Genomic DNA, 11654 nt, shown 5'->3' on the forward strand with positions numbered 1-11654 from the left:
GGTCATCGACGATCGCAGTCGGAACCCTCTTGTTTCTCCGAAGACCCTGGCGATTGCGGTTGAGGTTTTCCTGTTTTCGGGCCCGTTCTTGGTGGCGGTGGAACAAGACCCGGAAGTGGTAACAGTAGGCCGTGGCAATAAAGGCAAGCGGGATGCAGATCGCTATCACTTCCTCCACCAAGTGATCTGGAGTGGGAATAACGAACGGCAGGACGGAAAGTGCCCCCAGGAAAACGACCAGTTCATCACCTACCGCTTTTCTCCAGTTGGCAGCCGTGGGGATAAAAGGGAAGGCTTCTTGTTTGCCAGCGAAATACTCCCCGACTTGGCGGACATGGGCATAGACGAACGTAGGGAACAAGACCAGCGCAGTAAAAAGAACTGCGACAATGATTAAGATAGCGACACCAGAAATGATGGGGTTGTCACCACTGGCGATCGCCAAGAACGGGACAGAGACCCCAGCAGCCAGAGGTGTAATCACCACAAGGAGTAACCCGATCAAGTTGGCCGTCAACCAAGTAACGAGGGCGCGAATCCAACAGCCAGGGAAGGGGAACCAGCGCGGATACTTCATAACCAAATACCGAATATCATGCCAAAATCTTACCCCAAACAGAGACCCCGATCGCGACTAGGTGCGATCGGGGTCTCTGTGGTTTACAAATCTTCTTAATTGGGCAATTCCTCGACATCGATCGCCCCGGTCAAAAAGTCTAGAAGCGTGTTGGCATCAACATTGCAGATTTCACAAAGGTTTTTCATTTGATCTGGGGAAAACCTAGGGGCTTTCCCCGCCGCCATCCAATCCTGATAAGTCCGCCAACTCATTCCTATCCCTTTAGCGAAAGCCTTTTGACTCATTGCACAGCGTGACTTACGAAGTTTTTCCATAGGGTACTCAAGTTCTGAATCCGAGATATCTGTTGACATATTGATTATAATGCACGATAATCGTGCATGTCACTCTTAAACGTTGACAGCACCCAAAAGCTGCTGGGAACAGCTAAGGGGTGACACCCCCTATTAGGGGGGGATTGATTATATAGCAAAGGGAGGATTTGCCAAGGAAAAACCTAGATGACGCTCTGTAAGCATCAACATTGATGTCTCCCATTCAAATCACAAATCAGGGGTGAGAAGCTACCTCACCCCTTCCTCAACCGCCATGAACGGGAGAGGAAAACAAAAAGCCCCACTCCTCGAAGGAACCGCCACGGACGGGAGAGGAGAGGAGCCACAAATAAAACACACCAGAATTATGGCATTTAATTTTCTTGAAATCAAAAGGCTCGGAACGATGTACCGGGCAGTCGAGGCGGCTCTCCAGAGATTTCCCAACGAGAGCCTACAGAAGACCCAGGACATTCTGGGGCAGCAAATTCTAGCCGAAAGCCAGGTGGATTCAATTGAGGGGATAAGAATCTCCATTGATTGCAGAATCCGGACGTTCCCCAGACCGAAGTACGCGATCGGCAACTATGTAAAGTTCTTCGATCCGAGTGAGGAAACGGATCGCGGATTAATCACCGGGATGAGCTACGGGATGTATCACACCACCCAGTGGTTCTACGAGATAAACGTTGACGGACTCCCCGACGACAGCATCTTTGTAGGACAGGAAAATATAAAAAAAATCCTCCCCCCATGGGAGTCACCGGAGGAGAGTGGGCTATCCGAGGAAACAGTAGCCCTCCTAGAGAGCTTCCTCGACAACTTCGAGAAAAGCCACGGCCCACTCTTCCCAGACGAAGAAAAGGAGTCTGTGGCATGAGCAGCTTAGAGGAGCTTTTCCTTATTAAACTTTCCCGACTGGGGAACACCATAATCTTTCGGGTTAGCTCCCCCCTAGGGATGCTTGTAGTGATTTGCGGCGGCGGGCACGCTGAAATTGCCGGGGAGATTTTCCCGAAGAGGTGCCTCCCGATCGCACACCTTGAATGGATTCGGCAAGCTCATCCATGGCTTGCCCCGTGGATTCAGGAACTGAAGAGCAAGGAGGTTCCATTTTGAAACTGAAACTAACAGCCCAACAAAGACAGTTGTATCAAGACATCCAAGACTACGACCCGAAAGCGGCGACAAATTACCTAAGATCCATCCGCGACTTCCAAGCGGGGAGACCCTGGTCACCCCCCGACTATCGCTTAAGGGTTAATCACGTTTCCAGGAGGATGGCTCAGCGAATGCAGATCCTTCGCCGAGAGGAACAGTGGAGACTCAGCGAAATTGCCAAACACATGAATATCAGCCCGCAAGCCGTCCGTCGTCACTTGAGCGAAGAAGTAGAGAGGGACAATGATTAACAAACTCAATGGAACCCCATGGGCCCGTGGGGTGCAATACATTTGGGAGGGCATCCCAGACGATCAAGTTCAAATCAACGGGGGGTTCGTGGATGGATTAAACCGGCTTCCCCAAAAGCAAAAAACGCAAGTCGCACGGCGGTTCCTAAGCGCCTACTGCGAGACTTGCGACAAGGAAGTATCCTGTCCCCTCTTCTTCGATTTCATTTGCGATAAGCCAGTCGCAGAATGGAAGGTTTCATCGGGTCTTCCATTCTGCGAAGAGTACACCCCATCAGGAGATACACATGAAGAATGATAACACCTTTCGCCAACAAGCCACCCCCACCATCTGCCCTAAATGCGCGGGGCGTGGCCGCCGTATTCGTCAATTCGAGGGCTACTTCTGCAAACTCGCCTGGGTAGAGTGCCTCGATTGCGATTTCTATATCAAGGAATTCGACAAGTCCGAACACCACTCTGTTTCGATCCGCCGCCAGGGAGGACTCTGGTAGTGGTAGTAGAAGTAATAGAACTCCCCCCTCAGATCCAAGAACAGGCAACCCTTGGACTGGTAATGAAACATCGGAAGCTCTTCCCACATAATTTCCCTTGCCGCCCTTATGACCCTTGGCGAGTCGGTTTTTACTGGAATGGAGTCCTACATAACGCAACGCCCAACAGACACGCAACTATAGAGGGGGCGAAAACGGAAATCCGTGAACTTGAAGAAGTATTTGAGGAAGTCCGTCACCTGTTTTAACTCTTTCCCCCGCCCTTGCGGGGACTGACACTTACACGGAGAACGAAAACAATGGATTTTACCGATTGGGATTTTGTCAGAAAATCCGCCCCAGTTATATTTACAGCACTCTACCCAAAGGAGTTTGGGGTACAGCTAGAGAGCGACGTAGCCGCATTCGTGAATGACTCAATCGATATTGCGATCGAGATGTCGAAAGCGATCGCCCGACGAAAAGATCGAGAGATGGAAGATCTTACCGGGCTGCCTACACCCAAGAAAGCCCAAAATCAAGGAGGAAAATTTTAATGTTTGTTCAGCTAACCGATGACATGATTATCGAATCAAGCTGCCTGGTCAGGTTGAGCGTTGCTCCTTTTGATTCGATATCGGAAGGGGAGTTTATTAGCCGAGAGCAAAGACAAGACTGGGATGATATTGAATGGTGGGTCTACGGAAAGGTAGAGGGTCGGCACGAGCAGACCACGACTAATGTCGTCGTCTGCCTTTTCAAGGGAACGAAAGCAGAAGCATACCAGCACTTCAAAATATGTGCCCAGTACCTAGGGCAGTGCCACCAGCGCGGGTTAATCCCTCTCCATGAAGTGGAGAAAATGGTCGATCCGGCAACATTACAGGGGGTTGAGTAATGCTTACGCAAGAAGAGAAGCACGTAATAAAAGAAGTTGCCGGGTGGACGGTCGGGGAGAACTTTGAAGTTCTTGACCAAGACGCACTTTTATCTGAGCTGGCACAAACAATCTTAAGGCTCAGAGAAATTGCAGAGGAGCCTGCCCCCGAAGGTGTGCCAACCCCTGGTTTGTTGATAGAGAAAACATTCCTGAAAAGGGCAAAAAATGCTCTTGGATTCGAGATCGGAGAAAAGGGCGAGTTAGCGTCCGACATCCTCGATCGGTTGCTCAATCTCTTGATCAAGTCAGAGGAACAAAAGAAAGAACTCCGGTTTTTCCTAGACCAAGCCGCATGGCATTACGAGGATATGGAGAGGGAACTGATCGAACGAATCTTGATAAGCAAGAGGACAAAGCAACAAATGAGGGAGGAGGCTTTCTACCTCGGAAAGGAACCCCTCCTAGATCCGCCACTGCCCAGCAAACCATTTTGATCGTTTTTTAGGAGGATGGAGGCTTCGCCTCCTTTTTTTGCCATGGTTGCAGAGTTTGCCTTGCACAGGAGACTGAACTCAAATCACATTTTCGATCAGCCCCCGCCCCAAAATATCGAAGTAGAGGAAAACCTTCTGGGGGGACTGCTCCTCGACCCTTGCGCATGGGACAGAATCGAGGAGTTCGATTTAACCCCAGACGTTTTCTCCTCCCCTTCAAACCAAATCCTTTTTACAGAATTAGCCCAGATGAACAAAGCAGGGCTAAAGGTCGATCTAATCAGCGCAACGAATCACCTTGCAGAACAAGGATTGCTAAACAAAGTAGGGGGGCAAGTGAAGCTTGTCCAACTATTGGAAAAGACGGTTAGCGCGGTCAATATTGACGAGTACGCCAAACTTCTCCTAAACAAATACCAACGGAGAAAAATAATTGAATGCAGCCAGGAGCTGGCTGCATTGGCACAAAACCCCCTCTCCACACTTGAGGATATGGAAGCAAAAAGATCCGCTCTCTCTTCCTATGTGCTAATGAAAGGAGTTCGCCGGGGGGTTGACCTAAGTATCCTTGACAAGGAAATGGAGACCCTGGGCGACGAGGATTCTATAGAGAGAGATCTAAGGCTCAAAAACATGGCCAAGAGGTGGGGTTTTAGCGGGTTGAGAGAAATGAAAGACATTCACGCCCGATGGATCTTGAGTAAAATACTTAAACCAAAATCCTTTAGCCTTGCCTCCTATGAAAAGCATTGCCAGGGTCTGAAAACCGACTGGATTCTACCCGGCTGGATACCTCGACAAGCAGAAATTTGCCTTTATGGGAGTGGAGGGGTCGGCAAGACCCGTTTAGTCCACTCAATGATTTACTCCCTTATCTCTGGGGAGTCATGGGGCGATTATGAGGTTGGAGGGGCCAAGCGAGTCCTGGTGGTGCAGTCTGATCAGGGGGATCGAGAGAATAACCAACTACTTGATATCCAGGGGTTCTATTCTCTGTCCCATGAGCAGAGAGAGCGCTATCGCCTCATCCAAGACTGGACAACAGGCCGGCTGTCCTATTTGAAAAAGGAGATCTTAGAACATAGGCCGGATGTTGTTTTTATAGATTCTCTCACGACCGTCAATGTGGACACCATTACTGACGAGAATTCTATGCGCTACGCGACCCCATTAATCCATTGGAAGCGGTTGGCCCAAGAGTGCGATTGTGCGTTCGTCGTTCTCCACCACGCCAATAAAGGGGGAGGCATGCGAGGAACGACTGCAATCCACAACACAGTAGACGAGGTTTGGCAGTTGTCTCACCGAACAGAGCGCCCCAATGGGGAGGTTGTTTTAAGCATTGAGAAATCAAGGAACCGGGGGCCTTCTCAGTATCTCCTCAAGTACGACTCAGACTCTTGGAGATGGAATGTTGAGGGAGAAATGGAAGGGGAGGAAATCCTATCGATCTCTGATCTGGGGAAAAACATTCGGGCTTGGCTGAACCAAACAGGGAAGAAGCACGAAGTAGAGGAAATATCCGAGGCGATCGGGGCGAGCATAAACACCATCAGAAAGGAGCTGGGGGGACTGCTCAAGGCTGGATTGATATCGGCCGAGCGGGGGAACTCTCGGAGAAAAGTTTACTTTACTCATCTAGCCGATCCAACTGATCCAACTGATCCAACTGATCCGGAACTGATCCGGACGGCTGGATCGGTTGATGAAGTACGCACTCAACCCCTCTCTGTGACTGAGCTTGAGAATGATGATACTACACCCAAGAAATTTAAAGATCCAATTGATCCGCAAAAACCATCCGTTTCGGATGAAACGAAAAATTCAAAAAATTGCGGATCAATTGGATCAGTTCGTCCAAATGAGGCTGAAACCCAATCCTATCAAGCATCCGGAACTGATCCGGGTTTGCGGATCAGTTCCGGATCAGTTCCGGATCAGTTGGATCAGTTAGCTGAAAATACCAGATGGAAGCCCGCCAAAGACTCGGATCTGAGTCCAGGAGCCAGAGTCAAAGTAGTCGGAGCCAACAAATCAAAATGGAGTGGCAAAACAGCTCATATTCGCTGGATCGAGAAGCCCACGAAAACCGTGCCTTGGGGGATAAGGTATGAACTGGACATTGATGGCTTCCCCCGGTTTGAGGCTAAAGAGCTGATGGTTCAGTTTGATGAAGGTCAAATTGATGAAGGTCAAAAACAGCTCTCAATCTTTCCCCCAATGCCAAGGAAGGGCGATCGCGTCTACGTCCCCTTAGACGGGTACTGGGAGTTGGTCGAAGTGCAACGGGTTCACAAAAAAGTCTTTAGTGCCCAACGGATAGAAAAGTTCGACAAAGAAACATTGACGGCCCCCGTCGCCAACGGGTTGAAAGAGTGGCGATCGCAACCAGACCCAATCCGGATCGGTAAAGGGGCTGGAATAACGGATGAACAGGGGCGGGTACAGGAATGGCAGATCGATCTAATTAACTCCACTCACTATATGTGTCGCTGTGCTGGGGGGGAGGGCAGGGCGATCGGAAAACGAGAGGTGAGCCGCACCGACCTTAAATTCCCTGATTGGGTTTACGAGCCAGTAGAGTCATTAGGGGAAGGAGGATGAAGCAACTTAGTACGGTGAGATCGTCGGTCGGCACATTCGATCGCGTAGCCAAACGGGTCAGTTTGATTAATCGAAGCGGGTCTATTCAACTCCGATGGACATATGCAGGGAAACGGTTCCATCTGGCGATAGGCGGGCTGACAAAATCCACTATTGAAGTGGCCTATGCCAAGGCCAACGCGATCGCCGCCGATATCGCGCTAAACCGATTTGATGAATCCTTGGCGAAGTACACAAACCGTCCGACCCCAATCAAACAGGAAGAGACGATCGCGACCCTCTGGGAAAAATACAAGATTAAATCCCAGGGCAAAACCTCCCCCACCACCCAAAAGAGCGTTTGGGTGGAGATTGATAGGGCGATTGAAACTTTGCCCAGAGAGGCGCTAAAACTTTCCAATATTGACGCACTGGGACGGGAATACCTAAAGATCCGGAAGCCATCCACAACCCACCGACACTTTGAATCTTTACAGCCAGCAATCAGGGCAGCGCTACCAGGCATCAAACTTAAAGAGCAACTGCCCAAAAAAGCGAAGAAGCCAATTCGGTTCTTCACCCCTGATGAGGTTCGGGCGATCGTTCAGGGGTTTGAGGGGAACCATTACGAGCGCTATGTAAGCTTTCTCTCGTCCACTGGGTGCAGGCCAGAGGAGGCGATCGCGTTAACCCCCTCTGATATCTCCTCCTCCTCCCAGGGGACTGAATGCACCTTCGACAAGGCGTTCAGCAAAGGGATTTTGTCTCTTTATACCAAAAATCACTTGGTGCGAACCATCCCTGTTTCTGATATGGCCATCCAATCCATTGAAGGGCATCATGGGGCAATCATTTTCCCTTCCCTGACGGGTGAATACATCAACCAAAACAACTTCCGTAACCGGGCGTGGAAACCCTTGGTAAAGAAACTTGCCCAGTCAGGGGCGATCCGCAGATACCTGCCACCCTATGCTCTTCGGCATAGCTTCATCAGCAATATGTATCATCGCGGTGTTCCACTCCCCACCATTGCTTGGTTAGTCGGCGATCGCGTCGAAACCATCCTCAAATTTTATGCAGGGATTGAGCGACTCAGTAGTTCGGATCTTCCCGATCTCTATTGAGTGGCGCAAGATTGGCGCAAAACCAAGGCGATCGCCCTAGCAAAACCAAGGCGATCCATCCAGAATCTGGCGCACGAGTGGCGCGGAATTTTCTTGAAAAGCCTAAAACTCAATGGACGTAACGGGACTCGAACCTGTGACCTCCACGATGTCAACGTGGCGCTCTAACCAACTGAGCTATACGTCCGTAATTTAGGAACTATAGCACAATTTAGCTCATAGATCAAGAATACCAGCATTTTTGCAGAATCAGTAGCAGAAACCGGATTAGGCTGTCCAACTAGCAAAATATAAGATAAGGTACGTCAAGAGTAGAAGCAAGGAAACTCGACCATGGAACCAAAAATTGATTGCGCCAAAGCCTGTGTCAATGGATGTGTCTTAGGCGATCGATGTCCTCACCGAGAATACGCTCAACAAGCCTCCAACTTTATTAAAGACACCTCTCTCGATCGAATGCTAGACATTGCCGATGAGGCTGTGCGAAAAAAAAGAATGGCCCCTCCCCAATGGGTTATCCCTGACTCCAATGAATGATGAATGAGGATTACGAGCCTGGCCTATTCCCAGGACGGCCCGAATATGAGACGCTAATGATAGCCTTTCCATCCGTATTGAGTGTTTATGCAAACTCTACCCAATCCGACCCAAACTCAATCACCCTCGTCACCGGCGATCGCCACGACCATTGAGAGACGTAAAACTAGACCCGTTCCCGTGGGCAATATTACCATTGGGGGCGGCCATCCTGTGGTCGTCCAATCGATGATTAACGAAGATACCCTGGATATTGAAGGGTCAGTGGCAGCAATTCGCAGATTACATGAAATTGGTTGTGAAATTGTGCGAGTCACAGTTCCGAGTCTGGCCCATGCTAAAGCCCTCAGTGAAATTAAGCAGAAACTCAAAGACACTTATCAACCAGTTCCCCTAGTGGCTGATGTTCACCACAATGGCATGAAAATTGCCCTAGAGGTAGCCAAGCATGTCGATAAGGTACGCATTAACCCAGGGTTATATGTGTTTGAAAAACCTAAAGCCGATCGCACTGAATATACAGAGGCGGAATTTGCCGAAATCGGGGATAAAATTCGCCAAACCCTAGAACCCCTAGTGATTTCTCTACGAGACCAAGGGAAAGCCATGCGTATTGGGGTCAATCATGGGTCATTAGCAGAGCGGATGCTGTTTACCTATGGGGATACCCCAGAGGGCATGGTAGAATCAGCACTGGAATTTATCCAAATTTGTGAATCTCTAGACTTTTATAATATTGTTATTTCCCTAAAAGCTTCACGAGTTCCAGTTATGCTGGCAGCCTATCGGCTGATGGTGAGGCGCATGGATGAACTGGGAATGAGCTATCCTTTGCACCTGGGAGTCACAGAAGCAGGAGATGGAGAGTATGGCCGGATTAAATCCACCGCAGGTATTGCTACGCTTCTAGCTGATGGTATTGGGGATACGATTCGAGTTTCCTTAACAGAATCTCCAGAAAAAGAAATTCCAGTCTGTTATAGCATTCTTCAGGCCCTGGGTCTGCGAAAAACCATGGTTGAATACGTGGCCTGTCCCTCCTGTGGACGGACTTTGTTTAACCTGGAAGAGGTGCTGCATAAAGTGCGGGAAGCGACTAACCATTTAACGGGTTTGGATATTGCGGTGATGGGATGTATCGTCAATGGGCCAGGGGAAATGGCAGATGCGGACTATGGCTATGTGGGAAGACAACCGGGGTATATTTCTCTGTATCGCGGGAAAGAAGAAATTAAAAAGGTTCCAGAAGACCAAGGCGTGGAAGAATTAATTAATTTAATTAAAGCGGATGGCCGTTGGGTCGATCCGTAACCTGAAGAAGAAGGGAGGAGGAAGTCGAATTGAATTCTCCGGAATTGGCTCAAATGCGATCGCATAAGGGAACCATGAAAGAGCGATCGCGAAGCGATGGGTCGCATTATCGCCTTCTCTATAGCTCGGTGTAGAGTAGCATGTGTTAGATTGGGCTAAACTCCCCCTAAAGTAATATCCCCGGTTCAGTAAGCTTATGACCAAAACCACACGCGGACTTGTTTTAGGTGCAACGGCAGTTATGCTGACCGCTGTAACCGTTGCTGGTGCAGGAATCCATTTAAGAGGCCAAGCATTTTTCCAAGATGGGCCCAAAGAATTAGTGGATGAAGTCTGGCAAATTATCAACAATCGATATGTTGATGGCACATTTAATCAGGTGGATTGGCAAGAGGTGCGTCAGGAATACCTGAGTCGAAGCTATACCTCGGATCAAGAAGCCTATGGAGCCATCCGGGAAATGTTGAAGCAACTCAACGACCCCTACACCCGGTTTATGGACCCAGAAGAGTTCAACAACATGCAAATTGATACTTCTGGGGAACTGACCGGGGTAGGTATTCAAATTTCCATGGATGAAGAAACGGATCGATTAGTGGTGGTTTCTCCCATTGAAGATTCTCCTGCATTTGAAGCGGGAATTCAGGCGAGGGATTTTATCGTCAAAATTGATGGTGAAGATACCGCAGGCATGGATGTTAATGATGCGGTGAAACTGATCCGGGGCCCGGTGGATTCTGAGGTGGTGTTAACCATTTTGCGCGGTCAAGAGGAGATTGATTTTCCCATTAAGCGCCAACGCATCGAAATCCATCCCGTGCGCTATAGCTATCGTCAGGAAGGGACTGGGAATAATATAGGCTATATTCGACTGACCCAGTTTAGCGCTCCGGCGGCTGAGGAGATGCGCGACGCAATTGAGGATTTAGAATCCCAAGGGGTATCGGGCTATATTTTGGATTTACGCTCAAATCCTGGGGGATTGCTCTATTCGAGTGTGGCGATCGCCCGGATGTGGTTACCCGGCCGAGAGGCGATCGTTTCTACGGTTAACCGACAGGGAGAAACGGAACGGCAACGGGCCAATAATCGACCGTTAAGCGATCTCCCCTTAGTCGTTTTAGTCGATGGCGGATCGGCTAGTGCCAGTGAAATCCTCTCTGGAGCTTTACAGGATAATGGACGAGCAGTGATTGTGGGTACGAAAACCTTTGGTAAAGGCTTAGTTCAGTCAGTGCAACCCCTGGCCCATGGATCGGGGTTAGCGGTCACGATTGCTAAATATCTCACCCCCAATGGTCGCGATATTAATAAATTGGGTATTGAACCCGATATCCTCGTGGAACTCACGGAAGAGCAAAAAGAATACTTGGTTAAACATCGGGATCAAATTGGCACAAAAACCGATCCCCAATATGCCCAAGCCCTGAAGATTCTCACTCAAGAAATCGCCAAACAGTAACTTCTAGAGCCGATCTCTAGGGCTTATAAGTGATATACCGAAAGATTCACTCACTCTGTGAAAAAAAAAGTCATGCTTGATGACCTGCTCGATCCGAAAAAAGCGAGGAAAACCCTTAAAAAAGGCTTCTCAACCCTTCAAAAACTGGCCACCAACAGTTTGACAGATAAAGAAATTGCTGACTCGATCTATAAAGCCAAGAAAAATGGATTAAGCGATCGAGAAGTTGCCAGCTTACTCGAACAAGGTACAAAAGGATATAAAATTATCCAAGAAAACTTGATCGGCAAGAAGAAAAAAAAGGGTTAGCTGAAGTTTTTTCAGCCAACCCTCGTTTTAGATTGCGGTATCGTCATAGACCGTGACTTGAATGGGGCAATAAACATAAAAAATAGGGCGGCAGGGCATTGCGTCCTTAAAGCTCGTGGAGTCCGACGCAATAGCGGGACTGCGAAGCGAGAAGCCCACACTATAGCGTCAGCTT

15 protein-coding genes and 1 tRNA gene are annotated in these 11654 nt (G+C 49.0%); 12 read left to right on the top strand and 4 right to left on the bottom strand.

Features of this window, described 5'->3' with window-relative positions; translation table 11 throughout:
* Both PJF56_RS10520 and PJF56_RS10525 read right to left on the bottom strand, forming a co-directional pair.
* Positions 1 to 577, bottom strand: a 577-nt coding sequence (locus PJF56_RS10520) for a hypothetical protein (RefSeq protein WP_283762627.1), incomplete at its 3' end; no start/stop codon positions are given.
* 95 nt (positions 578 to 672) lie between these two features.
* Positions 673 to 894, bottom strand: coding sequence for a helix-turn-helix domain-containing protein (locus PJF56_RS10525; RefSeq protein WP_283762628.1), 222 nt, complete (start codon positions 892 to 894; stop codon positions 673 to 675).
* A gap of 241 nt (positions 895 to 1135) precedes the next feature.
* Between PJF56_RS10525 and PJF56_RS10530 the strand changes: the two genes are divergently transcribed.
* Positions 1136 to 1774 carry a hypothetical protein gene (locus PJF56_RS10530; RefSeq protein ID WP_283762629.1) on the top strand — a complete coding sequence of 213 codons (639 nt, stop codon included), beginning with the start codon at positions 1136 to 1138 and terminating at the stop codon, positions 1772 to 1774.
* 63 nt (positions 1775 to 1837) lie between these two features.
* Here PJF56_RS10530 and PJF56_RS10535 read toward each other — a convergent pair whose 3' ends face one another.
* Positions 1838 to 2008, bottom strand: coding sequence for a hypothetical protein (locus PJF56_RS10535; protein ID WP_283762630.1), 171 nt, complete (start codon positions 2006 to 2008; stop codon positions 1838 to 1840).
* A 1-nt stretch (position 2009) separates the two neighbouring features.
* Here PJF56_RS10535 and PJF56_RS10540 point away from each other — a divergent pair, with 1 nt between their 5' ends.
* The 7 genes from PJF56_RS10540 (at position 2010) to PJF56_RS10570 (ending at position 7860) form a co-directional block, all read left to right on the top strand.
* Positions 2010 to 2306, top strand: a complete 297-nt coding sequence (locus PJF56_RS10540) for a helix-turn-helix domain-containing protein (protein WP_283762631.1) — start codon at positions 2010 to 2012, stop codon at positions 2304 to 2306.
* Between the two features lie 287 nt (positions 2307 to 2593).
* Positions 2594 to 2800 (top strand): hypothetical protein, encoded by a 207-nt coding sequence (locus PJF56_RS10545; RefSeq protein WP_283762632.1) that lies wholly within the window; start codon positions 2594 to 2596, stop codon positions 2798 to 2800.
* A gap of 299 nt (positions 2801 to 3099) precedes the next feature.
* Positions 3100 to 3336, top strand: coding sequence for a hypothetical protein (locus PJF56_RS10550; RefSeq protein WP_283762633.1), 237 nt, complete (start codon positions 3100 to 3102; stop codon positions 3334 to 3336).
* Complete coding sequence (locus tag PJF56_RS10555) at positions 3336 to 3677, top strand: hypothetical protein (RefSeq protein ID WP_283762634.1); 342 nt, start codon at positions 3336 to 3338, stop codon at positions 3675 to 3677. The genes PJF56_RS10550 and PJF56_RS10555 overlap by 1 nt, the downstream gene beginning before the upstream one ends.
* On the top strand, positions 3677 to 4153 hold the full coding sequence (locus PJF56_RS10560) for a hypothetical protein (RefSeq protein ID WP_283762635.1): 477 nt from the start codon (positions 3677 to 3679) through the stop codon (positions 4151 to 4153). The genes PJF56_RS10555 and PJF56_RS10560 overlap by 1 nt, the downstream gene beginning before the upstream one ends.
* Positions 4154 to 4195: 42 nt before the next feature.
* A complete protein-coding gene (locus tag PJF56_RS10565; RefSeq protein WP_283762636.1) occupies positions 4196 to 6757 on the top strand; it encodes an AAA family ATPase in 2562 nt (853 codons plus the stop codon).
* Positions 6754 to 7860, top strand: coding sequence for a tyrosine-type recombinase/integrase (locus tag PJF56_RS10570; protein WP_283762637.1), 1107 nt, complete (start codon positions 6754 to 6756; stop codon positions 7858 to 7860). Before PJF56_RS10565 ends, PJF56_RS10570 begins: the two co-directional genes overlap by 4 nt.
* A 113-nt stretch (positions 7861 to 7973) precedes the next feature.
* Here PJF56_RS10570 and PJF56_RS10575 read toward each other — a convergent pair.
* Positions 7974 to 8047 (bottom strand) — tRNA-Val (locus PJF56_RS10575).
* Between the two features lie 146 nt (positions 8048 to 8193).
* On the opposite strand from PJF56_RS10575, the gene PJF56_RS10580 reads away from it, so the two are divergent.
* The 4 genes from PJF56_RS10580 (at position 8194) to PJF56_RS10595 (ending at position 11479) form a co-directional block, all read left to right on the top strand.
* Positions 8194 to 8397: a hypothetical protein gene (locus tag PJF56_RS10580; RefSeq protein WP_283762638.1), complete on the top strand. Its 204-nt coding sequence runs from the start codon at positions 8194 to 8196 to the stop codon at positions 8395 to 8397.
* 87 nt (positions 8398 to 8484) lie between these two features.
* Positions 8485 to 9708 carry a (E)-4-hydroxy-3-methylbut-2-enyl-diphosphate synthase gene (gene ispG / locus PJF56_RS10585; protein WP_283762639.1) on the top strand — a complete coding sequence of 408 codons (1224 nt, stop codon included), beginning with the start codon at positions 8485 to 8487 and terminating at the stop codon, positions 9706 to 9708.
* 196 nt (positions 9709 to 9904) lie between these two features.
* Positions 9905 to 11170 carry a carboxyl-terminal processing protease CtpC gene (gene ctpC / locus PJF56_RS10590; RefSeq protein WP_283762640.1) on the top strand — a complete coding sequence of 422 codons (1266 nt, stop codon included), beginning with the start codon at positions 9905 to 9907 and terminating at the stop codon, positions 11168 to 11170.
* 57 nt (positions 11171 to 11227) lie between these two features.
* Positions 11228 to 11479 carry a hypothetical protein gene (locus PJF56_RS10595; protein ID WP_283762641.1) on the top strand — a complete coding sequence of 84 codons (252 nt, stop codon included), beginning with the start codon at positions 11228 to 11230 and terminating at the stop codon, positions 11477 to 11479.
* The last annotated feature ends 175 nt before the right edge of the window (positions 11480 to 11654 follow it).

The sequence above is a fragment of the Roseofilum halophilum BLCC-M91 genome, from assembly GCF_030068445.1.
Taxonomy (GTDB): domain Bacteria; phylum Cyanobacteriota; class Cyanobacteriia; order Cyanobacteriales; family Desertifilaceae; genus Roseofilum; species Roseofilum halophilum.

Bases quoted from the DNA above. Each gene is read 5' to 3' on its own strand.
- PJF56_RS10525 (WP_283762628.1), bottom strand. From the start codon at position 894: ATGGAAAAACTTCGTAAGTCACGCTGTGCAATGAGTCAAAAGGCTTTC.
- PJF56_RS10535 (WP_283762630.1), bottom strand. From the start codon at position 2,008: ATGGAACCTCCTTGCTCTTCAGTTCCTGAATCCACGGGGCAAGCCATG.
- PJF56_RS10545 (WP_283762632.1), top strand. From the start codon at position 2,594: ATGAAGAATGATAACACCTTTCGCCAACAAGCCACCCCCACCATCTGC.
- PJF56_RS10550 (WP_283762633.1), top strand. From the start codon at position 3,100: ATGGATTTTACCGATTGGGATTTTGTCAGAAAATCCGCCCCAGTTATA.
- PJF56_RS10555 (WP_283762634.1), top strand. From the start codon at position 3,336: ATGTTTGTTCAGCTAACCGATGACATGATTATCGAATCAAGCTGCCTG.
- PJF56_RS10560 (WP_283762635.1), top strand. From the start codon at position 3,677: ATGCTTACGCAAGAAGAGAAGCACGTAATAAAAGAAGTTGCCGGGTGG.
- PJF56_RS10565 (WP_283762636.1), top strand. From the start codon at position 4,196: ATGGTTGCAGAGTTTGCCTTGCACAGGAGACTGAACTCAAATCACATT.
- PJF56_RS10570 (WP_283762637.1), top strand. From the start codon at position 6,754: ATGAAGCAACTTAGTACGGTGAGATCGTCGGTCGGCACATTCGATCGC.
- PJF56_RS10580 (WP_283762638.1), top strand. From the start codon at position 8,194: ATGGAACCAAAAATTGATTGCGCCAAAGCCTGTGTCAATGGATGTGTC.
- ispG (WP_283762639.1), top strand. From the start codon at position 8,485: ATGCAAACTCTACCCAATCCGACCCAAACTCAATCACCCTCGTCACCG.
- ctpC (WP_283762640.1), top strand. From the start codon at position 9,905: ATGACCAAAACCACACGCGGACTTGTTTTAGGTGCAACGGCAGTTATG.